25 protein-coding genes and 1 tRNA gene are annotated in these 26,569 nt (G+C 36.7%); 12 read left to right on the forward strand and 14 right to left on the reverse strand.

Annotated features, from left to right (window positions below; genetic code table 11):
- Window positions 1-119 precede the first annotated feature (119 nt).
- Entirely contained in the window at window positions 120-1,496 is a 1,377-nt protein-coding gene (locus QXK50_02755; protein ID MEM2008082.1) for an ATPase domain-containing protein, read from the forward strand.
- A 247-nt stretch (window positions 1,497-1,743) separates the two neighbouring features.
- Here QXK50_02755 and QXK50_02760 read toward each other — a convergent pair.
- The 7 genes from QXK50_02760 to QXK50_02790 form a co-directional block, all read right to left on the reverse strand.
- Window positions 1,744-1,820: transfer RNA gene (locus QXK50_02760), tRNA-Val, on the reverse strand.
- Between the two features lie 75 nt (window positions 1,821-1,895).
- The gene (locus tag QXK50_02765) at window positions 1,896-2,330 is read right to left on the reverse strand and encodes a hypothetical protein (GenBank protein MEM2008083.1); all 435 of its coding nucleotides are present in this window, start codon (window positions 2,328-2,330) and stop codon (window positions 1,896-1,898) included.
- 238 nt (window positions 2,331-2,568) lie between these two features.
- A complete protein-coding gene (locus tag QXK50_02770; protein MEM2008084.1) occupies window positions 2,569-2,970 on the reverse strand; it encodes a hypothetical protein in 402 nt (133 codons plus the stop codon).
- Window positions 2,971-2,972: 2 nt separating this feature from the next.
- Window positions 2,973-3,305 (reverse strand): hypothetical protein, encoded by a 333-nt coding sequence (locus QXK50_02775; protein MEM2008085.1) that lies wholly within the window; start codon window positions 3,303-3,305, stop codon window positions 2,973-2,975.
- A gap of 848 nt (window positions 3,306-4,153) precedes the next feature.
- Window positions 4,154-5,269: an ABC transporter permease gene (locus tag QXK50_02780; GenBank protein ID MEM2008086.1), complete on the reverse strand. Its 1,116-nt coding sequence runs from the start codon at window positions 5,267-5,269 to the stop codon at window positions 4,154-4,156.
- Entirely contained in the window at window positions 5,266-6,174 is a 909-nt protein-coding gene (locus tag QXK50_02785; protein ID MEM2008087.1) for an ABC transporter ATP-binding protein, read from the reverse strand. Before QXK50_02785 ends, QXK50_02780 begins: the two co-directional genes overlap by 4 nt.
- 132 nt (window positions 6,175-6,306) lie before the next feature.
- Window positions 6,307-6,729, reverse strand: coding sequence for a zinc ribbon domain-containing protein (locus QXK50_02790; protein ID MEM2008088.1), 423 nt, complete (start codon window positions 6,727-6,729; stop codon window positions 6,307-6,309).
- Window positions 6,730-6,752: 23 nt separating this feature from the next.
- Here QXK50_02790 and QXK50_02795 point away from each other — a divergent pair, with 23 nt between their 5' ends.
- The 6 genes from QXK50_02795 (at window position 6,753) to QXK50_02820 (ending at window position 14,211) form a co-directional block, all read left to right on the forward strand.
- Complete coding sequence (locus tag QXK50_02795; protein MEM2008089.1) at window positions 6,753-8,108, forward strand: YcaO-like family protein; 1,356 nt, start codon at window positions 6,753-6,755, stop codon at window positions 8,106-8,108.
- 545 nt (window positions 8,109-8,653) lie between these two features.
- Window positions 8,654-9,982: an NADP-dependent malic enzyme gene (locus tag QXK50_02800; protein MEM2008090.1), complete on the forward strand. Its 1,329-nt coding sequence runs from the start codon at window positions 8,654-8,656 to the stop codon at window positions 9,980-9,982.
- Between the two features lie 6 nt (window positions 9,983-9,988).
- Complete coding sequence (locus QXK50_02805; GenBank protein ID MEM2008091.1) at window positions 9,989-10,885, forward strand: fumarate hydratase; 897 nt, start codon at window positions 9,989-9,991, stop codon at window positions 10,883-10,885.
- Window positions 10,878-11,420 carry a FumA C-terminus/TtdB family hydratase beta subunit gene (locus QXK50_02810; GenBank protein ID MEM2008092.1) on the forward strand — a complete coding sequence of 181 codons (543 nt, stop codon included), beginning with the start codon at window positions 10,878-10,880 and terminating at the stop codon, window positions 11,418-11,420. Before QXK50_02805 ends, QXK50_02810 begins: the two co-directional genes overlap by 8 nt.
- Window positions 11,421-11,725: 305 nt before the next feature.
- Window positions 11,726-12,661 (forward strand): winged helix-turn-helix transcriptional regulator, encoded by a 936-nt coding sequence (locus tag QXK50_02815; protein MEM2008093.1) that lies wholly within the window; start codon window positions 11,726-11,728, stop codon window positions 12,659-12,661.
- 86 nt (window positions 12,662-12,747) lie between these two features.
- Entirely contained in the window at window positions 12,748-14,211 is a 1,464-nt protein-coding gene (locus QXK50_02820) for a hypothetical protein (GenBank protein ID MEM2008094.1), read from the forward strand.
- Window positions 14,212-14,307: 96 nt separating this feature from the next.
- On the opposite strand, the gene QXK50_02825 is transcribed toward QXK50_02820, so the two are convergent.
- From QXK50_02825 to QXK50_02840, 4 genes are read right to left on the reverse strand one after another with little or no spacing between them, the layout of a single operon-like run.
- Window positions 14,308-15,546, reverse strand: a complete 1,239-nt coding sequence (locus QXK50_02825) for an Nre family DNA repair protein (protein ID MEM2008095.1) — start codon at window positions 15,544-15,546, stop codon at window positions 14,308-14,310.
- Window positions 15,547-15,601: 55 nt separating this feature from the next.
- Window positions 15,602-16,000: a ribbon-helix-helix domain-containing protein gene (locus QXK50_02830; GenBank protein MEM2008096.1), complete on the reverse strand. Its 399-nt coding sequence runs from the start codon at window positions 15,998-16,000 to the stop codon at window positions 15,602-15,604.
- On the reverse strand, window positions 16,000-16,872 hold the full coding sequence (locus QXK50_02835; protein MEM2008097.1) for a metal ABC transporter permease: 873 nt from the start codon (window positions 16,870-16,872) through the stop codon (window positions 16,000-16,002). Before QXK50_02835 ends, QXK50_02830 begins: the two co-directional genes overlap by 1 nt.
- Entirely contained in the window at window positions 16,869-17,852 is a 984-nt protein-coding gene (locus tag QXK50_02840; GenBank protein ID MEM2008098.1) for a zinc ABC transporter substrate-binding protein, read from the reverse strand. The genes QXK50_02835 and QXK50_02840 overlap by 4 nt, the downstream gene beginning before the upstream one ends.
- An 86-nt stretch (window positions 17,853-17,938) precedes the next feature.
- Here QXK50_02840 and QXK50_02845 point away from each other — a divergent pair, with 86 nt between their 5' ends.
- Window positions 17,939-18,709 (forward strand): metal ABC transporter ATP-binding protein, encoded by a 771-nt coding sequence (locus tag QXK50_02845; protein ID MEM2008099.1) that lies wholly within the window; start codon window positions 17,939-17,941, stop codon window positions 18,707-18,709.
- Between the two features lie 50 nt (window positions 18,710-18,759).
- Here QXK50_02845 and QXK50_02850 read toward each other — a convergent pair whose 3' ends face one another.
- The gene (locus QXK50_02850; protein ID MEM2008100.1) at window positions 18,760-19,461 is read right to left on the reverse strand and encodes a hypothetical protein; all 702 of its coding nucleotides are present in this window, start codon (window positions 19,459-19,461) and stop codon (window positions 18,760-18,762) included.
- A 104-nt stretch (window positions 19,462-19,565) separates the two neighbouring features.
- Between QXK50_02850 and QXK50_02855 the strand changes: the two genes are divergently transcribed.
- Window positions 19,566-20,285 (forward strand): molybdenum cofactor biosynthesis protein MoaE, encoded by a 720-nt coding sequence (locus QXK50_02855; GenBank protein ID MEM2008101.1) that lies wholly within the window; start codon window positions 19,566-19,568, stop codon window positions 20,283-20,285.
- On the opposite strand, the gene QXK50_02860 is transcribed toward QXK50_02855, so the two are convergent.
- Entirely contained in the window at window positions 20,272-21,282 is a 1,011-nt protein-coding gene (locus QXK50_02860) for a MarR family transcriptional regulator (protein ID MEM2008102.1), read from the reverse strand. The two genes, QXK50_02855 and QXK50_02860, sit on opposite strands and share 14 nt — an antisense overlap.
- A gap of 98 nt (window positions 21,283-21,380) precedes the next feature.
- On the opposite strand from QXK50_02860, the gene QXK50_02865 reads away from it, so the two are divergent.
- Together QXK50_02865 and QXK50_02870 are read left to right on the forward strand one after the other, a co-directional pair.
- Entirely contained in the window at window positions 21,381-21,578 is a 198-nt protein-coding gene (locus tag QXK50_02865) for a hypothetical protein (GenBank protein MEM2008103.1), read from the forward strand.
- The gene (locus QXK50_02870) at window positions 21,575-23,026 is read left to right on the forward strand and encodes a sodium:solute symporter family protein (protein MEM2008104.1); all 1,452 of its coding nucleotides are present in this window, start codon (window positions 21,575-21,577) and stop codon (window positions 23,024-23,026) included. The genes QXK50_02865 and QXK50_02870 overlap by 4 nt, the downstream gene beginning before the upstream one ends.
- A gap of 90 nt (window positions 23,027-23,116) precedes the next feature.
- On the opposite strand, the gene QXK50_02875 is transcribed toward QXK50_02870, so the two are convergent.
- Window positions 23,117-24,976 (reverse strand): ASKHA domain-containing protein, encoded by a 1,860-nt coding sequence (locus QXK50_02875; GenBank protein ID MEM2008105.1) that lies wholly within the window; start codon window positions 24,974-24,976, stop codon window positions 23,117-23,119.
- A gap of 165 nt (window positions 24,977-25,141) precedes the next feature.
- On the opposite strand from QXK50_02875, the gene QXK50_02880 reads away from it, so the two are divergent.
- Window positions 25,142-26,563, forward strand: a complete 1,422-nt coding sequence (locus QXK50_02880) for a BMP family ABC transporter substrate-binding protein (GenBank protein ID MEM2008106.1) — start codon at window positions 25,142-25,144, stop codon at window positions 26,561-26,563.
- Window positions 26,564-26,569: the final 6 nt, after the last annotated feature.

Genomic DNA, 26,569 nt, shown 5'->3' on the forward strand with positions numbered 1-26,569 from the left:
ATCAACTCCAAATACCATACAACTAGATCAGCAATCCTAGATGACAAGGATTAGGTTTAAAACATATTTTCGGTATAGTTAGTAGATAAGAGAAGTATGTGACTCTGTAGGTAGATCCTATGTACATTTTTGGTGTAGCCGGTCTAGATAAATACCTCAACAACGTGCTTAAGCCAAGCTCTATGGTTGTTGTTGCTGGTCATCCTGGTTCAGGTAAAACAACACTTGCATCAACAATATGCTACTCAAATGCATTAAGAGGACACAGATGTCTCTACATATCTTTTCAAGAAGATAGAGAAAAGCTTTTCAACAATATGAAGAGTTTTGATATGGATTTCTATAAACTAGAGTCTCAAGGCATTATAAAGTATGTACAGTTTCCTCTCTACTTCGCTGTTGATGATGTCGTTAAAGAGATAAATAGCTTGGTTCTTGATGGTGGGTATAGAATAGTTGTTGTAGACTCTGTTAATGCTCTTCTCGAGATGGTGAAAGATGATGCCTCTAAAAGGGCTTGGCTACAGAACTACTTCTATGGTTTGCCAAAGTTAGTAAATGGTGCATGTATACTAGTTGCTGAACTTCCATATGGATTAGAGAAGCTTAAGCTAGGCGCTATAGAATTTGTATCAGATGCTATACTTATCCTAAAGCATAAAGTTGTAAATAGCATACTTACAAGAAAGTTAGAGATAAGGAAGGCAAGATTTGCCCCTATTAATGTAGCTGAAGTACCGTTCACGATACGTGAAAATAGTGGAGTAGAGGTATACATACCTCCGCTACTCGAAGAAGTAGGTCCTGAAGGACCAGAACTAGATGTTATATGTAAACCTCTCAAAGATGTTGTGAATCATATCCATAAAGGAATGGTTATGTATATTAGTTATCCACCAGATGCAAGACCAATAGAATATGTACCGCTACTTCTCGGTATAGTTGCTCTCAATAATTTGAAAACTCTTGTAGTATCATATCACTATCCTCCAGAAACAGTTAAATCTCTTATACGTAAAAGCTTTATTTCCATAGGTGTAGAGGGAGATTTTGTCGAAAAACTTATTGAGAGGCATCTAGAGCTTAGATCTCTGAATCCATATGCATATGGTACCGAAGATATAGCATTGAAAGAGCTATCAATGGTTAAAGAAGAACACGATGCTGTAGTTTTCCATGGAATAGAACTCGTATCATCTGTTACATATAGAGAAAAATATCTACAAACTCTCTACAACCAGCTCAACTATCTAAAACACCTACACAAACTCGTAGTGAGGCTAGGTAGCATAATAGATGAAGATACATATAGATTTCATTCAGCTCTAGCAGATATGGTGATAAGGTTTAATCCTGTACAAGAGGGAGACAAGATACATTATGATGTGTATGTATGGAGGCGAGGCTCATCTCCCTCAATCCTCAGATACAGTAAGTTCATGGAGTGCTGTAGGGAGATCACAGAGAAACTAAAATTAAAAATTATAGAGAATTGAAATAATCCCAACAAACAATACCGCAACCTAACTCAATACTCAAATGATTCTATTTACACATATCAGTTACTGATCAATACTCTACATATGATCATCTGCAATGAATACCTCCCAAACACCCTATTACTCGTAAACCATCTATCTATAGCCATGAATCCTACAAATACATTTATTCTAAAAATACACTCACAAATATACCGACTAACTAGAATACAACATATTGTCTTTTTTAATACTATTTAGGATTTGGTGGGCCCGCGGGGATTTGAACCCCGGACCTCCGCCTCGTCAGGGCGGCGTCCTACCAGGCTAGACGACGGGCCCTTCGAATGACATACTAGAAAGAAGTAGCAAATATAATCTTTACTCCTAAATTCTCTAAAAAAACCTAATGATGTACTAGTATTTTGTGTAAAGATCTATTATGCTTAGAACAGCTTCCGGTTCTATCCGTTTCGTACTTAAGAATCTTCTCTTCTTTTTAATCGTTATAATATTTAGGATCTTTCCTAATGATTCTAGAACATAGTTCCTGGAGTCGGGAGCCTCTATAGAAAACAGGTATAGGTTTTCTGTTAACCATTTCTCGTCTACATTCTTTGCTATATAGATTCTATCAACATCGATCTTTTTAAGCATATCTAATGCGAACCCCTTGAGCGAATATATATCACTACATTCGTATACCCCATATTTTGGAATGAATACTGTGTGCCTGCCTATATCAATGATCATAAAGTTCCTTTTATGTTTCCCCATGTATTTGCTTACTATGGTAAGAAGATATGTAGAAGTACGTTCTATATATACACAAGGTCTATCGTGTATCGCCATAGTCACCACTTTCTAGTTAAACTTGCTACATCTAGACAAATTTATTCTCTGCTACATACTATCTACTTTGTTTCGAAGTTTATAAATATATCTGTGTAGAGCACGCAGTAACGCAGTAGAATATTCTATGTATCTAGTTTTACACAACTGTTTATATAGTTCTTTATAGGGAACCAGTACATTGTGATATACTAGTGTAACTGCGGGAATCACGAAACTATGCCTTATCACATTCTTATCACATATGGTAGTGTTTTCCTTCTTTCTCTTCTCTACTGCTTAATGGTATCTGTATTGGTGGTGGTAGGCCTAATTCACGTGAGAGTAGAGCTATCATTGGTAATGTGTAGCTGTATACTGTTATAAATAGCTGTTGAGGTGGTGTTGAGTTGGATAAATCTTCTTCTATTCTTTTAGCTTCGTTCTGATCTATGGGTGTGATGTATACTGCTCCCTTTAGATTTATTGAAGCTATAGGAGGTATGCAGTCTATCTTTACAATAAATTCAACTATATGGGTATTATCTTTCTTGATAGGCTTACTGAACATTATGTTCATATTTATATTCAGATGCTGTATAGGGTCAAAATTATATCTCTCAGCTCTTATACTATCCATTCTGAAGCTTATTGTCGGCATGGTTATCCACCTCTAGAGATCCTTAACTTATTTGTTTTGTCTATAGGTATCAAAGCTATAGCATGTACATCTAATCTAGGTGAAGACACGGGAAACACAAGAGCCTTCCCTTCTTCATACGACAGTATAACTCTATCAACATCGCTGTAATCCTTTAGCTCTACATATGTAGCATCTTCACATAATCTAGAGAAAATACTTCTTAGAGAACTTTCAGCAACAATATTTCTACAACCATTAGCGAAAGCAGCTATCCTCTTCAAAATGTTCTCGACATCTCTTCCATAGATTATGTATGCTCGATACCTAGGTATACCACTATCGTTTAACACCATAAACTTTACCGCTAAATAACTTTATAGAGGAGCTTATATCTTAATGAGCTACAAAGTATTATTGAAACTTTAGAAAAGTTAAGCCATATATAGGTATACCTGATTGGGTAATCCTTTATGTACGCTATTGCGTAATAGTTTATACTGTGTTTCTGGCCATAGTAATAGATTTTGTGATTTCTTTATCAACTTTGGCCGTAGATTCTTTTACTCTATAGATTATCCTAGATTCTCCGGAGATGATATTGCAGTAGTATTCATGTCCATAAAGGATTATGACCTTAAATACTGACAACTAACATAGTTACTTAGTTCTAAGCAAAAAGTAGTCTCAAATGAAGCATAGTCTATGTTCTCTACATCACATCTCATACATTAATAAGTATTCATAATGTTTAAAACTAGCCATAGACTTTATTCATAGACATAATAACAGAGTGATTCGATCTAGCTTTCGAGATTTTGTACCAAATTTTAGACCAAATCCATTACTTCTTCAGTCTTTACTCTAATTGTAGAGACTAGATATAGAGATAGATGTATATAATTTATTTCTAACTCTTATAAAAATAAATTTCACAAAACTGCACCTATCTTTAATAAGTATGTATATAAAGAAAACCTAGTTTAATTATTAATGCAAGAGAAACACATATATTTTGCAAGCCACAGGAAAAGATAGTATCCAGATAACATAGGTGCTCGAAATGATATCGGTTAAAAAGCAAAGAATCACTAATCAATTAGCTAGATACCCTGCCGATATCTATATCAATTGCTGGTGTTGGTGCAGCCTAAAACTAATACTATCTCAATAGGAGAAACTCTAAAGGGTAGAGCTAAAAGTTTCATACTTTCTTCACCAACGGATAGATCAAGACAGATACTGTAAGTAGGATAACTGCAAACACCACTTGGTATACTAGTGACATTATGTTTATCTCTAGGTAGAGCACATAGTTTCTTGCTGTAAATAATGTATGGAATGATGGTAGAATACGTGCAAACCACTTAAGCATTTCTGGAAACAGCTCGTAGGATGCAAAATATCCCGAAGTAAATGCCAGAAACAGAAAGACTGGTACACCCATACTACTTGCAGCAACTATTTCTTTCGATGTAGTGCTTTTGTAGAGAACTATAGAGTACAAAATCAATGCTAAAGCAAATGCAATAACATAATTAATTATATACGTAAACCAGAACACATGAGTCATGGCGAAACTTAGTGAAGTTCTAAGGAACATTCGGGATACGAGGAACAATACCAGAGTAGATTCCAACATGTATAAGAGTACAGCTACAAAAACTATGAATATTGCTGTAAACTTGCTGGTGGGGGATATATACATCCTTTTATCGAGACCCGTAAGAGTGAACATCGCTAGTAGCGAAATAGTTATAGTTATGCTCGATAATGGGATCACTAAAGCTATCTGTAGCGTCATGATTTCTCGACTACTTATATCTGAAGCCACTATCTCGGTACTGATATTGAAGTTACGGAAGAGTAACATATGTGGTAATCCTATGTACGTATTGTTTAGCAGAAAACCGAAAAGAGCTTCACGTAGAACTCCAGATAAATAATTTGCATAGAGACTCGATGTAGAGTATATATGGATATTCTTGTTACTTTCAAAATCTTTCGGTATATAGATATAGGCTACGTGATCTAGAGAGCGCAAACTCTTCTCTACGACGTAGGTTCGCGGATTATCTACAATGTTTTCGACTACCAGGGTCTTAATGCCTGTGTTATTGAGTTTTGACTCGATATGGTTAACGATAGTGGTATCTCCTGATATATATACAGTTACAGATGGTTGTTGGTCTGCTAAGGATCCAAACAATATTAAGAGTATAATGGGAAAGACTATCTCCCAGAATAAAGCGATTTTAGATCTGTTAAATATCTTTAGAATAGAGTATACTTGGTAAAAGATACTTCTAATAACATTCATACATGATTAACCTCTTTAACAATGTTTTCAAAAGCTTTAGCAAGCGTTGGAGGTTCAACAACTATACTCACTATATTATTTGCATAGGTATTTAATTTCATAAGTAGCGATATCGCATCCAATATGTTATCTAACTCTACTACAACTTCACCTCCCTTGACATTCACCATATCGATTTCTACTGGTTTCCTGAACCTCACCATTACGGTCCATTTCCCTCCATATATAGAAGCAATATCGTATGGATCACCATATGCAACAATCTTGCCCTTAACGATCATAGCTATTTTTGTAGAATATCTAGCCGCTATCTCCATAACATGCGTCGAATATATAACTGTTATATCGTTCTTATTGAGGAGCTTGACTATATCCATAAGCTCTACTCTTGCAACAGGATCTAGATTAGCTTCAGGTTCATCTAGTATAATCACCCTTGGTTCTGTAACTAATGATGCCGCTATTTCGACTCTCTTCCTTTGACCTGCTGATAAACTACCATACAGTTTGCTATAGTATTCCCGCATACCAACAAAATCCAGCAACTTCTTTAAATCCTCATCTCTCAGCTTTATTCCCCATAACGAGGCAACATACTTTAGGTTTTCCTCAACTGTTAGTCCCTCAATCAGCCTAGAGTTCTCGACAACAACACCAATACTTTTCGCTATATCTTGAGGTAATCTCTTCTTAACTTCTCTACCAAACCATACTATTTTACCGCTGTTAATTTTTCTCAAGCCTAGGACAGACTCTATGAATGTTGTTTTACCAGCACCATTAGGTCCAATAAGACAAAACATTTCGTTGTATGCAACCCTAACAGTAACTTTGTCTAAGGCTACCATATCTCCATACTTTTTAACTATCTCTAGAGCCTCTAACACATAGTTACCATTACTCATATCCTCCCACCACCAAGATTGAGGCCGATAGCTCGCAATTCTCTAGTAGTAAAATTTTGCACCTTATATGTTTATCAAATTCTGCAACCATGGCCGAGTGTAACAATGCTACAGTACATGCTAAATAGGGGTTCAGCTCTGATGTAGGTTTATATTAGTTGATTTCATTGCCTCATCTCTTTTCCCCTGCATTCCGCTCGGGTTTTCATCGGGCTCAGGGGCGTTCAAGGGCACCCCACAACCCCCACATCTTGAGTATCTTAGAAGTAAGTTGATGCATGCGATTACGTCTCTATCTCCTGTGAATCCACATCTAGTGCATCTCAGTACTCTATCACCTTTATCCTTTAACCTGCTTCCACATCTGAGGCATGTTGATGATGTCTTCATTGGGTTAATGTAGCTAACCTCTAGTCTTTTCTCGAGAGCTTCATATACTATGGTGAACTGTATTCTTCTGTAGAACCACAGGGATAGCTTCTTATTGAATGAGCTACTTCTATTCACGTTATTCCTGAGTTTGTCTAGGTTTTCAAAACTTAGAGAATAGACGATAAACTCGTTAGAGGCGAGGTATAGTGTTCAAAGAAATCGATGAGTATATGGATCTCCTCAAAGTCTCGGAATTATTTGGTGACTATCATATATTCAAGAGCCCGAGAATTATTGTTCCTTCATCTACGGATCTACCTATGTATGTAGCAAATACTGAGGAGCTTAACATAGAAGAATTAGTACATACTATAGTAGGAGAATTTAAATTTATCTCTCATAGTGGTAAAGGCACAACCCCCAATAAAGCGCTTGGTTCTGGATTAGGGGAAGCTGTTGAGAGAACAATACCTATAATTAAGAGACCCAGAGCTGAAGTTTACGGTGCTTACAGAGATTTGAAGAGCAATGCATTAGGTCCTCAGCAACTTCCACTCTTTGCTCTAGAGCAATATGAGTCTATTCCATTTAATCAATTTACTGAGCAAACCTATATTGGTTGGGTTAGAATGCATGATATCATCAATAGTGAACAAATTTTAGCTCCCGGCCAAATAATGGCGTTTGGATACATACCTGTAGCTACTGAGAAGCTTATAGGGTACTCTTCATCTGACGGATTAACTGTTCATACAGATATAGATAAGGCAATCTACAAAGGAGCTATAGAGTTTATAGAAAGAGATGCTGTAAATTTAGGATGGCACAGTGATATTCCTCCATACAAGGTAGAGCTAGACCTCAAAGAAGCTCTAGATATTCTAGGTCTCGATACTAAAATACCATACAACGATATAAAACTTGATGTATTCTTATGGAGATCAGACACAGACTTATATGTCGTCTCTACACATGTTATAGATGAGCGTAGAAAATTCTACACCTATTTTCCAGGCGAAGGTGCTGGTACAACTTTTGTTGAAGCCTTATCGAAAGCTCTAGCTGAAAGTTGTCAAGCGTATTTTCATTCATATGCAATACATCGTTACCGTAGAGATTTTGGTGAAGATGCTGACTACTATTACGTAGACGAAAATAGTTCGCCAGAGGAGGCTGATAATCTATTCAGAATAGTTTTCTACTATGGGTATCCGAGCAATCTCCAAAAACTATATAGAGAATTCTTTTCAAGATCTCCGAGATACGATTTGAAGAATTTTGAAAGAAATGAAGAGATTACGAGGTTTTCGCATAGATACTCGATACTCAGAACTATAGCTAAGGAGAAAAGGTTATCGCTGTTGCAATTAAATCAAACACCAGAAGAACTTGAGCATCTAAACATAGTTAGAGTATTTATACCAGAACTAACTCAATACAATGCTCCTAGGTATCCCTACTTTGGTCAATTCAGATACTATCTAGCTAGAAGAATACTTAAAATAGATGATATAACTCTAAACTATAAAGATCTCAGGAAAACTCCAATTCCATATCCGTAGAGCAGGGATACGCTAATGGAGATCAGCAAAAAGATCAAAAATTTTCTACGAATAGTAGATACAGGTTTAGGAGAATTTATCTAAATTACTCAAGAGAATTATATTTACCACTACAACTTTCAGGGTGTTGGTGCTCTTGGTGTGGATTCCATTATATATATATCAATAACTTTCCTATGATAATTGAGGTTACAGCTTAGATACTCAAATTTCTATAACCTCCACACATATAGACATATTCGCAAGTTTCGCAGAGTTGCAAAAAGCGCACAAAACTAACTGGTATGCAGGGCTAGAGTAGGTATTTGTGGATTAGAGAAGCTTAAGGACTAAGATAGTATGGAAGAAATTAGGCAGTTGATTAAACAAGATAAGCAAGATAATATAGTGACGTAGATTCTTACACTCTTCTGTATAACTTGGTTCACTAAGCATATACATTTATATGGGTTATATCGAGATCATTAAGCTATTTGTAGCTACACTCATAAAAGTATTGTAAAGCATCTTGGATGTATCTTTATGTACTGTAATGGTGAATACGTATGGATAGCGTACAGGATTGGGGGAAGATTTCACTAGATCTTCATAAGAGGTATAGAGGTAAAATAGAGATTGTGGCCAAGGTCCCTATAAAGGATTTAAATGATTTCTCTATATGGTATACACCTGGTGTAGCTGAACCTTCTAAAGCTATAGCTAGAGATATAGAGAATGGATTGGATACATCATTTGAATACACATATAGATGGAATAGTGTAGCGGTTATATCTGATGGTACACGTGTTCTTGGGCTTGGAGATATAGGTGCTGAAGCTGCTCTACCTGTTATGGAGGGTAAAGCTCTGTTGTTCAAATACCTTGGTGGTGTAGATGCTATTCCTCTTGTTATTCGTGAAAAAGATCCAGATAAATTCATCTATATAGTGAAGGCTTTAGAGGCAAGTTTTGGCGGTATAAATCTTGAGGATATAGAGAGCCCTAAATGCTTCTACATACTCGAGAAGCTTCAGCAACTTCTAGATATACCTGTATGGCATGATGATCAACAGGGAACAGCATTAGTTGTTGTTGCAGCTATGATTAATGCATTAAAGGTTGTTGGTAAAAAGGCTGAAGATGCTAGAGTCGTTCTTGTTGGAGCTGGTGCAGCAAATATAGCTATCTATAGGTATCTGAAGCTGGTAGGCTTCAAGCCAAAGAATATAGTTATGGTTGATTCAAAAGGTGTTTTAAATCTACGTAGAAGAGATATAGATGATATGAAGATGTATAATCCATGGAAATACAGAATCGCATTGGAAACAGATCCAGAGATTGATGGAGGTATAGCTGAAGCTCTTAAAGGTGCAGATGCTCTTATAGCCATGAGTAGACCAGGACCCAACGTTATCAAGAAGGAGTGGATCAGAGAGATGAACAATAATGCAATAGTTTTTGCATGTGCTAATCCTGTGCCAGAGATATGGCCTTGGGAAGCTAAAGAAGCTGGTGCAAGAATTGTTGCTACAGGTAGAAGTGATTTCCCTAACCAAGTCAATAACTGTCTAGGTTTTCCAGCTGTTTTCAGAGGTGTTTTGAGTGTAGCAGCGAGAAAAATGGTTGATGAGATGTTTATTGCTGCTGCACAAGCTATAGCTAGATATACAGAAGAAACAGGGTTGAGTGAAGATAGGATAGTTCCTTCGGTAAACGAAGTAGAGGTGTATGTTCGTGAAGCTGTAGCTGTTGCTGAAAAAGCTATAGAGCTTGGGCTAGCTAGAAGGAATATAGCTAGAAAAGAGCTTGAGTATGAGATTAAGTGTCTTGTGGAAAGACCTAGAAAGTATATGGATATAGCCTTAAGAGAGAACCTTATACCTATCTATAAGTGATAGAGGATGGATGCTAAAGAGGAATTGATAGATGTACTGATTGAGTTTATCAAGATTGTAGAGACTTCACTTTCAATAGATGTGTATCATGCTATAGACAGACTTATAGAAGTTGAAGAAGGGCTCTCTAGAGAGATAGCTAAGGCCATGGTCATGAACATAGATGTAGCGAGATCAGAACGTATACCCATATGTCAAGATACAGGCATATTTGTATTCTTTATTAAACTTGGTTTAAAGAATCCCTATATAGATATCATAGGAGATGCTATAATCAATGCTGTTGAAAGAGCAACTAGAGATATACCTCTTAGACCAAATGCTGTAAATCCTTTCACAAACATCAATAGTGGTACCAATCTAGGTAGGTATATACCTTGGATTCAGTACGAAATCGATAAATCAGATACTCTTGAGGTATGTCTATACGTTGCTGGAGGAGGAAGTAGTTCTGTAGGTGAAGCAAAAGTGTTACAACCTATAGATGCTGAAAAAGAGATCGAGAAAATAGTTCTAGAGGTAGTCTTGAAGCGAGGTATAAATTCTTGTCCTCCACTAATCATAGGGATAGGTATTGGGCCAACTATAGAGATAGCGTCTGTATTATCCAAGAAGGCTCTTCTTAGAGAAATAGGCAAAAGACATGAAGATCCCAATGTTGCAGAACTAGAGCAGAAACTGAAGGAGAAGCTCAACTCACTTGGTTTAGGTCCCCAAGGACTTAAAGGAAAAACATTTGTTCTAGATGTATTTGTAGAGTATGCATATAGACATCCAGCTACATATGCTATAGCTGTATCAGCTGGATGCTGGGTTCATAGGAAAGGATGTATAAAGATATATCCAGATATGAGTTTCGAGATACCTACACATAACGTTATAAGGAAGAAGCTCTATGGTTAACATCTATAGAATTTCATCACCATTTCATGAAGAGCTAGACTTTCTGAAAGTAGGTGACATAGTCTACTTATCTGGTATCGTTGTAACAGCTAGAGATCAAGTCCATAAGAGAATCGTGTTAGAGGGTCTATATCCACCGATACAGATAAACAGGTTAGCTGTATGGCATGCAGGTCCTACAGTTAAGAGAAAAGATAATGAATGGATTGTAATCTCCATAGGATCAACATCAAGTAGCAGAATGGAATCTATTGAAGCAGAATTCATAGAGAAAACAGGTGTGAAGATGATCATAGGTAAAGGGTTTATGGGTAGGAAAACAGTAGAAGCCTGTAGAAGATATGGATGTGTTATAGCTATATATCCTGGGGGTTTAGGAGCTTTAGGAGCTAAAGCTGTTAGAAAAGTTATTGATGTTTATTGGCTAGACCTGGGTATACCAGAAGCTATGTGGGTTCTAAGCGTAGAGAATTTGGGGCCCTTAATAATCTCCATAGATACACATGGAAACACCATTACAGACACTAGTGTTTAACTTAGTTATCTCTAGATACAGCAATTATTTCTAGTTGTGTAGCAATACAATTGTTAAACCGATAGTAAATTGATGTATATTGCGTTACTTTATAATACTCTAAGCATGTTAAATCCTATAAAATTGATAAAGTATAGCTGAAGTATATACACATCTAATCTAGGTGATAATGAACACAGAAGATATTTCAGTATAAGTAAGAACGCTTTGTTTTGAGATTATCCACAATAATAAGTCGAATAATTTTTTATACTGAATGTAGCTGGTTATACACAGAGTAGTATGTTACATCATAGGTGCATAGAATGAAGAAGAGTTGTGAATCACTAGTACTTGTTGTAGTTGCATCTATCATCGTTCTTTCTCCTTCGATACTGTGTAGAGCTAGCAATGTCGTTAGTATTGATGAGTATGGTGTGGTAGAGGTGTCTATAACCTTATCTCTTGATAGAGGTGTTCATGAAATTGTGGCACCTATAGAACCTATAGCTTCAACAGCTATAGCTACAGCCGATGATAGTGCTCTACCGCTTATCTATGATAATGGCTCATTCTATATAGTGCTTAATACTGAAGCCAATGTAACTATAACCTATATAGCTAATACCAGTATTATCAACAATATATTCTACCTAGATATAGTAACAGATGATACTGTTAGCATCAAGATACATAGAGACGTCATACTCTTATCATGGCCAGGTGAAAAACTAGTTGATGCTAGAGTAGAACAAGATAAACTAGTGCTCGTAATTAGGGGTCCAGAAACAATTAGATACACCATTAGACTTCCATCACTAGTGACGATAACTTCACCCTTAACACGTATACCAACAACTACCACAGAGACTCCGGTACAATCTTCTGTAGCTACAGAAACAATAACTACAGAATTGACATCGGCTGTAGCGCAATTGCAAAGACCTGCAGATATAGTGATGGTAGTTACCATAGCTACTGTTCTAGCTGTTGGTGTAGCTACAGGTTTCTATCTATATAGATCTAGATTGAAGAAACCTAGTTTTATCAGTGATATGCTCAATGATATTGATATAGCTATAATAAGAGCTCTAGAAGCTAGAGGTGATTCTGCTCTCCAAACAGAACTACAGAACGATGTAAATATCCCTAGAACAACTCTGTGGAGACATATTAGAAAGCTAGAGAAGCTAGGAATAGTTAAAGTAGAGAAGATTGGTCTTCAAAATAGGATCGTGTTGATTAAGAAGGTTAAGGTTTAGTCACAATCTATTCAAAACATATGAAGTCTCTTTCCACAGGGTACCTAAAAAACCTACTGTACATATACCTGTTTCTGGTGCTCGAAATGGTGAACCTAAAAACAAGACTCCTATCCATAATAGTCATGTCAATGGTTATAGCATCACTAGCTACACCAATAGCTGCAAGTTTTGCAGAAGGAGATACAGAAGCTGTAGCAGATGATGCATCAAGATTAGTTGCTAAAGCTTTAGCGATACAGGTTATGCTTAGAAACGCTTTAGCATTAAATATATCTGCAGAACTTGTAGCTGAAGTAGAGACTCTATTAAACGTGAATGTATCTTCTCTATCTGTTGAAGAACTTAAACAATTCATAGAGAGAGGTAGAGAGATATTAGCTAGAATTGAGCATGAGATTAGAGCGGCCTGGAGACTGGATTTAGGCAACATATATGCCGAGAGACTTAGAAAAGCTATAACGTCTAGAGCTAGGGTTATGGAGAAGCTATGTAATGTGTCATTAGACGAGGTAGTGGCTAACATATCCAGGGCAAGAAATCGAGTAGAGCTGATGAAGACTCTAAAAGATCTAGATAGAGTTGTTGAAAAAGCGAGGCTTAAGATATTTGCAGCGGTATCGATGGAGCACGGTATACTAGCAGTAAATGCTACAATTGGAAGGCAGGAAGAAAGAACAGTTGTAAAAGCCTACGTGGGATTGGGGAAGGCTATAGATGTATTAAAGAGGATTAGGGAAAGACTTGGATCACTAAACATCTCTGATGAAGTTGTTAAGCATATAGATATTGCTATCGAACATATATCTATCGCTAAAGAAATTTTGGCTAACGTATCTGCAAACATGTCTATACAGCTACCATATGTAAATAGAGAAAGAGTTAGAGAAATAGTGAACAAGACTCTAGAGAAAATCTATGATCGAACAAACAAAAGTTTATATGAACTTAAGAAAGAAGTGGATGAACTTCTAGAAAGAGCTCTAGAAGTGAATGCTACAGAAATTATCGAAAAATTAGAGTCTATTGTTCAGAAGCTAAACGATTTAGAGAAAGAATTACGGAAAACAAATATATCTATAGTAGAGCTCAATAAGATAATGATGAGTTTAGCTAGAATAAAAACCGAAATTAAGAGGGTAGAGTTTGAGATAGAAAGACAATTAAAAGAAGTTCCGGTACGTAGTATCGATAATGCATTCAATGTTACGTTATCTAAAGCTATAGAGAATATCAAGAAACTGAAAGAAATGTATAGATTCGTTGAGAATAAATCTAAAGAGATAATCTGTATAGCTGTCTATCCACCTCCACCAGCATGTAGATTCCTCGTAGCACTGCCGATACTCCTAAAACAAGTGAATACAACAATTATAACAGCTGAAAAAATGATCGATAAAGCTATTGATCTATACAACAGCGGTAATAAAGTTGAAGCTCTACAAATGGTTGCAAAAACAAATGCTATGGTTACTATTGCAAAAGCACAACTAGAGCCTATCTATAGACTGCTGAAAGCTTCTGATACAGTTAGAGGCAAATCTGGTTAAGAATTGAGAGACAAAACTTGTTAAGGAACTACTGGATTTAAAAGAATTTATAAATGATGTGAATAGCAATGTGCTATAGAAGATGGTCTAATATTTTTAACTATGCAGATACCTATCCAATTTTTTCTCTTTAGTAAGTTTTTTAAGGATATACGATTTCTCTAACCATCTGTTTATTCCTATATTGCTAATCTTATCGATTATCTTGAAAGATTCCTCTAGAGAATCAACAACACATATAGGACCTTCTCTATACATTGCCCTTAGCTGTTCACGTACAAACCAAACACCTATGGGTATATCGAAACCAGAGTATATCTCTCTTAAAACAACAGCTATGGCCTGTCTACCTATTTTCTCGAGATATTCTGCTGTTGCTAATCTTGCTGCATAGTAGCATCCACCTATAGATGCATAGGTATTCCTATTTGCTGTAAACAGCTCATGATCACCTTCTATAGCTACCTCACTTCCAAACATATTCCATGTAGATCTAGGAAACCATGTCTCCATCCATTCGAAACACCACTTACCTGGAATTAGGAGAGCTATAAAGAGATTCTTGTGTATTGATCTCATAAATAGCTGGATTTGATCTACCTCTCTGTAGTACTTAATGCGCTTCTCTACAAGATATTTTGATATAGCATCATCTACAGCTGTTATAGACCATCTTGTGGGAACAAACCTTCTAGATCTTTTCCTACCTAATGCACCTACACTTAGCAGTTTCTGGATATATGAGACAGGTATACCGTAGCGATAGAGTTCTACAACAGCTGTAGATGCTTTGGTATCTGTATCGCTATATAATCTATCCACTATACGGTTAGATGAGGTTGAGCCAACTATTCTGAGATTAACTAAAGGTGCTCTAGGACCTATTGGAGGCTCGTATTCTGAGAATATGAATCCTTTTGGAGGCTTCTCAAAAACCATCTCTATATCTGTAGGTTTAGTATTTAGAACAAGCTCGTGAATAGCTTGAGCAATCCTAGAGTCTACATCTGTTATACCTATCTTAGTTCGTCCAAGAACAAGACTCAGCCGCATCTCGATAATCTTGTCTATTTTTAGTGAACTCCATTGCTCTGGAAAATCATATAGAGAAGTATTACCGCATTCGGTAGGCGCCATAGGGCCCACGTAGATGTCGGGGTAACCCATTCTACCAACAAAAACAGCTGGTGGACTTGTTCCAAAAAGTTCGTTACTTCTTTTTAGATTAGCTATCATGCTTAGTGTACGCATTCTGGTTATAATGGGGCAATACGCTTTTCCACAGAGGTTTCTACCTCCTCTACAGTGGACACAGAGCTGGGTGCTAAAGCTCATAGATAAGTACCTGTTAATCTATTGGGGATCTGTTTTCGAGAGTTTATAAAATACGCTACTTATGGCCTATAGTATAGCCTATGGGTATGTATCTAGTTCCACAGCCTACCGATAAGAGGTTTCTATGAAGATCCTTAATTCTTTCAGAGTTTCCTGAAACTATAAACATGCATATACAAGTGTTCTCTAGATGGTTATGTGTATAACTTAGAACAACATCTTTAAAGCTCTCGATTGCTCTATCTATTTTTTCTCCTTCATCTGTTTCTACAATAATCACGCCTCTACAGAAGTGGTTTTCATGAGCATGGCTATAGCTGTACTCATTAACAAAGTTTGTTAATGCTTTTTCAACAAGCTTGGATCTATCTATACCAAGTATTTTAGCAAGTCTATCTATTTCACAAGCTAGAGAACTATCTATAGATATTCCGAAGCGCTTCTTTCTAGTCATCATTTCTTCACTCTCTTTAAAGCTATCGAAAGCATATACATCGTTAGTGCAGTAAATCCTATACCACTTGCTGGAGCTATATTTAGCCAATAAGAGAGAACGAGTCCCAGAAGTCCTGAAACAATAGACATGTATATGCTTAGGGCCAAGACCCTATTACTTCCTTCAACACTATTGATTGCTGTAAGAGCTGGAAGAAGGAGAAGAACATGTTCAACTATATAGCCTATGATCCTCATGAGGGCTATACAAGCTACACCTAATACAGTAAAGAAGAGAAATTCATAGATGTGAGTGTTTTTAACGCTAAGCATAACGGTATCCCTATCTATACCGATATAGATTGTAACTCTATATATAGCTAGCGCGGTAATGAGCAAAACTAGGCCTATTGCTGCAAGAATCTGTATGTCTCTCCATGTCGTGAGTAGAGGATCTCCGAGAATTATGCTCCATAAACTGTACTCAACTCTGTATCTAGTTAAAACAGCAAACATGGATACAACACTACTTGAAGCAGTAGCAGAAACAACAATAGAGGTAGCCATATCTGGATCAAAACCTTTGTGTATAGCATAGCCAACAACATATACTATAGCGAGACCTACCATTATTGCCCATAGAATCTCGGAATTAAGTGGTGTTTCTCTAGAAAGAGCTACAGAGATAGTTACTGCAAAAAGAGCTATATGGCTTACTTCAGATGCCAGGAAATATAGTCTTCGAGCAGCTATCAATGGACTTACGGATCCATATATAGTTGCTGAAAGAATTATAGCTAAGATCCATTCAACTCTAGGTATATATAAAAAAGAGACAACTGTAAGAACCATGAAAAAGCCGATGAGTATACATGTTGCTCGAGCATTCAATGCTTTTTCGCCACAAATAGCACTATAAACACAATTAGAGCCAAACCCACGGCTACGTAAACTAAGTAGTATCCCTCTCTCCAGACATCTGACTTATCTAGAGGTACTGGCGACATCATATCTTGTGAAATCATCTCTAAAACAGATTCGTGGTAGCCTAGTATGGAGTTATAGCTAAGAGGATTAGGTAGCTCAACAAATGGTACTCTATATCTATACGCAATATCATTTAATGATGCTCTAGCTATCGACTCTTTTAGAACAACCATAATGGTCTTGTTACCATATGTCTTAACCACATCTTCAGCTTTAGCTATATCTTTTGGTGTTATCGGTACTTCATGTTCTATTTGAACAATATGCTTAACCTCAGCTCCTAGAGAGTTAACAAGATATTGAAGTATAGGTGAATCTATTACAGCAACTCGATCCTTTAATAACTTCTTAACACCGGCAACTCTAGCTCTACTCACAATCTCTTCAAATTTAGATCTATAGACATCACTACAATCGTGTCTGATAAAGGTCAGTGTATTGGTTACATTCTCTATGAACGTTAGATAGTTGTTTATGTCCATAAGCAGACCATGGTAATTGATTGTACCTGATAATGGATGTTCTAAAAACTTTATACCGGGTATATTAGGTATCTCTATGAGTTTGGCTTTCAGTACACCATCACCGATAAGCTTCTTGATGTTTGTTTCAAAAGGTGTATGTGCTGTAGATATAATCAGGTCTGCTTTACTGAGAATTTCGAAATCTTGTGGCGTAATTTGGTATTCATGCGGATCAACACCTAGGGGTACGAGACTATAAACGGTATCACCATCGCATAGAATGTTTTCTACATCTTTAAGCATGAAGGGGAAAGTGACAACAACATGTACACCGTCTTTGGTACCTACTGCTCCAGTAACCGTTATAGATGTTGCTAGAATTATGTGGACCAACAATATGGTTGCAATCTTCTGTAGCATCATGAGGCACCTAAGCACCAAATGTCTTGTTGTGTGCACACAAAAGTTTTTAAGCTTTATTTATCTGTGCACATATGGTAGTAAGTATGGTTTTATTGAGAACAGAAGGACTTGCTATAGGTTACGAAGGACCTCTTGTAGAGAATATAGACTTAGAGATAGTCTCGCCATCGTTTATACAGATCATGGGTCCAAATGGCTCCGGTAAAACAACATTCTTAAGGACTTTAATAGGTGTTTTAAAGCCGATAAAAGGTAGGATTTATATCGATGGAGAGGATGTGACAGGAAATACAGCTAAAACAGGTAGATACATTAGCTATGTACCTCAGATAGCCACTTACGTACTAGGTGAAGTTTTTCCTATAACTGTATGGGAGTTCATAGAATTCGAAGCCACTGCTTACGCTAAAACACTAAACATAGCTAGAGATAGTATAAGGAAAAGGGTTAAAGAGATTCTCGAGCTTATAGGTATACCTAGAGAACTATGGTATAAAGGTGTACATAGGCTTTCCGGTGGTCAGAGACAGAGGCTTTTAATAGCTAGAGCTTTAGTAAAGGATGTACCTATAGTTGTTATGGATGAACCTCTATCAGCTATAGATGTAGAAGGTAAAACAGTTGTAGCAGATCTAATCAGGGTTCTCAGAGATAGAGAGAAGATTGTTATAACAACGTGTCACGATCCATCTATGCTTATAGAATACACAGATTATGTAATGATTCTGTCGAAAGGTAGCTATATCTATGGAAAACCAGAAGAAGTATTAAAGCCTTCTGTTCTAGAGAAAGTCTATCGCGAATGCTTTACAGAGTACGAGAAGCATATACATCTCTACGACTATCATCTATGAAGTTAGAACACGCTACACATAGTTGCCCTTTAAATGATTAACCATAGAATCTAGCTACGGAGTACCGCTTTATCTTGAAGCCTCTGCAGTAGTTTTTCCCAATCAATGTACATCATCAATACAGTTACAATAATGAGTGCTGCTGTTGTAATTAGAAAAGATATTTCTTCGTTTGTGTAACCTTCAACATATGTTGCCCAAATCCTACCAAGAACACTAACTAGGTAAACCATAAAGATTTTTCCAAGAATTGTGAATGGCAGTATTCTCCATAAACTATATCTCATCATACCTAGAGGAAGATACAAAATCTTATCTGGTAGAAATGTGAACGAGAATAAGAAGGCTAGAAATGGCATGGTCCAAGATCCTCTTTTCTGAATAAACTTAAGTAATGTGTTGATTCTCCTGAAGTAGATGGTATCGTAAAGAAAATGAGCACTAGCTCTCCCAATACCCCAAGCTACTGCTTCGCCTAATGCTGATCCCATACCAACAACAATAGATATCGGTAATATGTCTACATATCTAGCCACTTTGAACACTATAGGTATATAGGGTATTGGTGCTATAGAGAGACACGATATAAAGGATAGAACGAAGAATCCAAGAAGACCTGGAAAACTACCCAAAAGATACACTATTTGTGACCTGTAGATATATAGAACGATACTGAATACCACGAATACTACTATAGATATGTATACACTGACTAATTTCTTGATGATTTCTCTACTATTTAGTTTAGCCAATGTTTTTCTACCTACACCTCTGATTAAATCATTGTATATCTAGATACAGGACTCTAAAACAAAATTTTTAAATACATAGTACAGGATTAATGCTGAAGTAGTTGGTGTACTACGGTTTGAGAGTTAAGGTAAAAATCTTTTCACTATATAGAGATATTGTAGGTCTTCCCGAAGTAGAAATAGATGTTGAGAAGTGTAGCGCTAAAGAAGTTCTATTGAAACTAACAGGAATCTATCCAAAACTTAGAGAAACCTTTAGGAATGTATCGCCAATAGTTTTCATAAACGGTGAACCAGCTGATCTAGAGACAGATAAAGGTCTAGAGATATGTACTGAAGTAGCTATTGCTCCTCCAGCTTCTGGCGGTAGTAGCAATATTAAGGTTGGTTTCTTTTCTAGTGATATAGAAGTTTCACTAGATAGCATTATAATGGATAGTATTAGAAAAGAGGTTGGCGCTATAGCTATTTTCATTGGTGTAGTTAAAGGTGAAATCAATGGTAAAGAAGTTGTGGAGCTAATATATGAAGCTTACGAACCCTACGCTACGAAGATACTGGAGAGGATAGCTCAAGAAGAATTGAAGAGACATGACCTTTATTCTGTACAGATTCTTCATAGACTCGGTAATGCTAAACCTGGTCAAAAGACACTTGTAATAGCTGTTTCAGCTAGAAGTAGAAAAGAGGCTATAGAGGCTCTTTCAACAATCTTAGAGAGAGTGAAAAGCGAGGTGCCTGTTTACAAACTTGAGAAAAGAGTTGATGGTGAATACTGGGTAGTGGGGGACGGCAATAGGTATAAGAGATCTACAAATGTATAGCTCTATAGAGCTGAATCTTGTGCGGAATTTCGAAGCCCAGTATATCAACTATCTTCACGAAATACTTAGAATCCAGCTGTGGTTCATAGACATACTCATTTACAGCTTTCTTCAGTAGAGCAGTATCGATACCAACAACTGTTGAATACCACTCTACATATCTTTCTCTATCTCTTTTGAACATCTCTATCGATTCTCTATATATCTTGCTCATAGTCTCTATAACTTCATAGCTAAGAGATCTAGATATAGCGAAAGTACAGCAATACTTCATTTCCTCTAGATCAAGACAACCAAACATCTTTCTACCACCAATAAGCTCCATCTCTGTATTTAATGGATGCCATACAACTGCATATCTAGCTAAACGTTTTCTAGCCAATAGTGTAGCTTCTTGAGCAGAAGAGAAGTATCTTGTAGAGACATCTCCAATATATTTCTGCTTTAGCGCAAGATATCTACATAAATCCATTGTCGATATCTCGCTAGATATGATTATATCTGTTTTTGATTCTGGGAATTCGTAAATATATCCTCCACCACTAGCTCCACCACCAGCTATATAGAAAGATCTAGATAGGAGATAGCCATAGATTTGTGTAACCATAGGGCTTAGAGAAGCATCTACTTCACCTTTTATAAGAGCTAAAACAGCTTGAACTGCACTTGGATAGACATGAACTTTAAGCTCTATGTCTTCTTTTTCTCTAAGATTTTTAGCAAAATATCCTAGGAAGAGATATTCGCTAGACCACACAATACCTATTCTAAAGACTTTTAATTCTTTATTGTAACCCAAACAATGTTTTGGTATTACTGGTTTAACTATGTATGTATTGCCTATACGTACTCTATAAATCAAACTCTGTTTCTCTAGTTCTCTTAGAATAATACTGATATAGGCTTTAGATATTCCCAATGCTTTTGCTAAATTTGATTGAGGAATACCTTCAGGATTTCTAGACAGTAGTTCTAGTATCTTTGTCTCTATATTCACAGTATCACACATACTGTATATATGTTGCTAAACCTATATGTTGCATTAAGTTTTTTAAACTTAGCTGAACAGGTAAGTATGTAAACAACCGTTTATAGGTGATTAAGATAAAGAATCTTAAACGTTATGCATTAACTTTTGTATTCCTAACAATACTATTCTTCATACCCTCTATACCATCCATATCAGAGATTATGGTTAGTATGTGGAGCTTTTCGCTTTTTGTTTACTGGATTCTGTTAACCATTATAGCTATAGCTCTAGGGCTTAAGGCTATAGAAGGTTGTGAATCATGATGGAGCTCTTCATAATTACCTTAATAGTCTTCTTTTCTACAAGTTCTCTTATAGCTTTTGCATCGAGAAAGCTTATGGGAAAAGGATTTACAGAATTTACTGTTGCTGGCTATAGATTAGGGGGATTTCTATCAGCTATGACATATGCTGCAACAACCTATAGCGCCTTCATGATGGTTGGTCTCGTGGGTCTTTCTTTTGCTACAGGTGTAGCTGCTTTAGGATTTGAACTAGTATATCTTGTGGCAACAATAGGTATACTTGTTAGTGTTGGACCTACCATATGGATGAAGGCTAGATCAAGGAGATGGGTATCGCCATCAGAAATGTTGGGGGATCTCTATGGATCCAAGGCTCTGGCATCAGCAATAGCAATTCTATATCTACTTGCTTTAACACCTTATTTAGCAGCACAATTCAAAGGTGTAGGTGAGATTTTTCAAGCCCTTGGAATTGATTATACAGTTGGTGTTACGTTTATGGCTATAACGACATTCTTGTGGATAGCTATTGCAGGTATATGGAGTGTAGCGACTTCTGATGCTTTTCAAGGTCTCTGGATGATTGTTACATCCATAGTTCTTGTGACATGGATTGTTATGGTTATGCTTCCAGATTCTGGTCTCGATGTATCTAGAGCTTTAGTGATGCTAACTAATACATCAAATGGTAATATATTGGGGTTTAGATGGACTATAAACATGTTTTTGGGACTATCTATACCATGGATATTCTTTGCTTTAACTAATCCCCAAGTTGTTCAAAGGCTTTATATCCCTAGAGATATTAAAGCCTATAGAAGAATGGTCAGATACTTCTCGATATATGGATTTATATACACAATTGTTTGTGTGTTTCTGGGTCTTGTATTCAGATCATATGTAGCTATATCGCTTCCCCACCTAGAGAAGATCTTGATAAGCTCTAGAGATAGTGTTACACCAACAGTTCTACTCTATACACATCCAATCCTTGCATCAACAGTTTTTGTAGGTATTGTAGCAGCAGCTATATCTACATCAAACAGCATAGTCCTATCGGTTGCTAGCTGTATTGCTAAAGATCTCTATACAGCTTACTCAAAAAAGGCTAGTGAATCTAGAGCAATACTGGTGACATACATATCTATAGTCTTGATGATAGCTATAGCAAGTGTCATAGCTATACAGAGAATAGCCTATATAGTAGAGCTTTCAGTTACATCGTCAGCAATCTTGATACCTATAGCACCAATAACATTGATAGGTCTATATAGAGAGCCTAAGAGAAGAGGACTACTGTATGCTGTATCATCTTTAGCTATAGGTTTAACCATAATGGTTATAGCTATAATACAGCTAGGACCTTCTAGAGCTCTTACAGCACCATTTATAGGTGCACCAGCCCCATTATGGTGTCTAATTGCTTCCTCCATACCTCTACTTATAATGCTACTAAAGAATAGATAGAAAAACAATAGATTATGAATAAAATCAAGAATTACTGGAATTTATACAGTAGATATTGTTATTCTCTTGGTCTTGAAATTAAGGTAGATATTAAGGTAGGTACAGAGACTCGGTAAACAGTTTCTTAAAGTTTGGATATGCAGATATCTCCACATACTCTATTCTCTTAGATAGAGAAACAGTTTTATCTCTAATATCTCTAGACTTGAGTATAGCTTTAGCACCTGTGATAGAAGCATTACCTATGAAAACATATCTAGAGATAGATATATTTGGTAAAAGACCTATTGTTATAGCGTTCTCTATATTTATGTATGAGCCAAAAGATCCTGCAATATAGATTTTACCTATATCGTTAACCTCTAGATCAACCCACTCAAGTAATGTTTTCAGTCCTGAGGCAATAGCTGCTTTTGCTAGCAACAAATTGTCTACATCTCTTTCATCTATAGCTATATCCTTACCTATCGATGTTTCATTAGCTCTTACAACAATAAATTTTGTTAAACCATTCTCCTTCACAATTCTTGATGACTTGATATCGTTATAGAATTTGCCACGTTTATTCAGTACACCAACTCTATAGAGATTAGCTACAAGATCTATATAACCTGAACCACACACACCTGCAGGCTTCTTTCCACCAATAACACTATATTTAACAACATAATCTCCTAGAGATTTGTCGAAGTATATATATACTTGGTCTATAGCTCCTTCAATTGCCCTTATACCGAAGCTCATCGAAGCTCCTTCGAAAGCAGGTCCAGCAGGTGTAGAGCCAGCTACAATCTTTTTCCCTGTATTCACTATTATCTCTGTATTGGTTCCAATATCGATTAATATACATGGTTCTCTACATTCATCTATATCGATAGATACAGCATCAGCTACAGCATCAGAACCCACGAAACCTGCTATAATTGGTGGCAAGTAAACAATACCATACTTATTCATTTTTAGGCCAAGTTCTCTAGCCTCATAGTGTAGAGGTCCTCGGGCTCCAGGTGTGTAAGGTGCGATACCAAGGTATCTGGGCTCTATACCTAGAAACAGATGATGCATAACGGTATTGCATACAACTACAGCTTCATATATCTGATCGAGAGAGATAGATACTCTATTAACTATTTTCTCAATAAGAGTGTTGATGCTATTCACTATCACGGTATGGAGTTTCTGAAGATTCTCTACAGATCGAGATGCATATACAAGTCTCGATATTATATCTGCTCCATAAACTGTCTGTGGATTTACCATAGACTCTATAGCTATTGTTTCACCTGATAAGAGATCAACAAGATGTACCACAACTCTAGATGTACCTATATCTATGGCTAAACCATATGGCTTAAAAGAATCTATGTGAGGTCTTACATCAACTATCTTTTTACCACTCCATAGAACAACATCTATATCCCAATCAGCTTTCCTCAGTATCTCTGGTAGTTCTCTCAGTATCTCTAGAGGTATCCCGACTTCATCTACAGCTAATGCTTTCTTAATCTCTTCTACAACTCTATCGAGATCTGGATAAGGATGATTAAGTGTTGGCTTAGATGGTCTAACCCTATAGATATTTATAGCTGGCTTCAACACTAGAGGTTTCTCTAAACCTATGTCAGCAGATCTGTATTTTTGGATTATGCTCTCAGAAGGGATATAGATAATGAAGCGACCGCTAATCAATTTAACTTGACATGCAAGCCTATATCCTTCAGCTATACTTTTTTCCCCAAGAATATTCAGTTCGCTTTGTGTTGGTTTAGAGAGCTCTCCATCAATAGTCTCGAATCTTACTCTACATTTTCCACAGACACCTATACCACCACAATCGGCTCTAACAGGGATTCCGCATTCTCTAGCAACATCTAGAAGAACTTTGTTTGAGGTAGATACAGCTCTTGTCTCTATTGGTTTGAACACTACCTCGATATCTCCATGACTCATTCTAACCATCTTGTGACTTGAAGATACACTAAAAATAATAAAGTTTAGGAAGTATTTTAATCATGAATCATTGGAAATTTAACATGATTATGCATAAGCTTAAATAAATACTGTAGATAGCGCTTATAAACTTTCTCAAGATTTATGAACATCAGGTGTGTAAATATGGTGAATAGACTGTATATAGGTCTAGCCATAGGAATAGTGATAGGAGCTCTAATAGGTTCAATTTCATTCTATACCCTTTACACACCATCAGTTTACACAACAACTACTGTAATTCGAACAGAACATAAACCTCCAGAGAAGATAAGAGCAGCATTTATATACGTAGGACCTATAGGTGATTTCGGATGGTCACATGCTCATGAAGTAGGTAGACAAGTTGCTGAAAAACTATTTAGTGATTGGCTGAAGACAGAGAAAAAAGAATTTGTTTCTAAAGAAGCTACAGCTAACGTTATAGATGAGTTTATTAGACAAGGATACAATGTTATATTCACGACAAGTTTCGATCACATGGATCCAACATATGAAAAAGCTCTACAATATCCCAATGTTATGTTCTTTCACTGCTCTGGATACAAAAGAGCACCAAATATGGGTACATACTTTGCTGATCTCTACCAGATATACTACCTCAATGGCCTTATAGCTGGAGCAGTTACACAAACAGGTAACCTCGGCTATGTAGCAGCACACACAATACCCGAAGTCGTTAGACATATCAATGCCTTCGCTATAGGAGCTATGGAGATGGGTAGAATTCTTGGCAAGAACATAAAGGTCTATGTGATAGAGATAGGTGCTTGGTATGATCCTGATGCAGCTAGAGAAGCTGCTAAAACATTTGTAGAAAGATATGATGTCGATGTCCTTGCCTTTACTGAAGACTCTACAGCTGTTATTGAATATGCACAATCACTTTACGACGAGAAAGGTAAACTAGTCTACGTGTTCAGCCACTACAGCCCAATGTACGAATATGGACCGAATGTAGTGATAAGTGGTCAATTGGTTAGATGGGAAGTAATATATGTGGATATCTTGGCTAAGGTTAAGGCAGGTATATATATGCCAAACAATCTCGAGAATGTGGATTACTGGTATCTACTCAATACAGGTGCTGTTGAACTTGGAGCCCACATATATCCCAACGGATCTGTTATGATGATAAACCCCAAGTATATACCGATGCTACAGAACATTAGGTTCAGAGACCCTGAGACAAGAAGAGAGGTATCGGTGTATGAATACGTTATGAAGAGATATGAACAGATGAAAAATGCTCCAATACTACAGTCACTCCAAGGTACGGCGGTTACCCATGAGCATGAATCTGTAGCGTATGTAGATATAGATATAAGAGCTATACCCAGACATATAGTAGCTCCAGTATTCGATCCATTCATAGGTCCTCTTGAAGGTTACTGTATAAAGGGTGGTGAAGAAGCTTACTCAAGATTCTGCAAAGGTAGAGCTATTGGAGCCACTGTTACAGTATCAGCTGGTGTAAGACTTACACACCAAGATCTATGGGATATGGATTGGTTCATCAAAGGAGTAGAATATATGGGTAAGAGGTAGGACAAT

The sequence above is a fragment of the Ignisphaera sp. genome, from assembly GCA_038831005.1.
In the GTDB taxonomy this organism is placed as follows: Archaea; Thermoproteota; Thermoprotei_A; order Sulfolobales; family Ignisphaeraceae; genus Ignisphaera.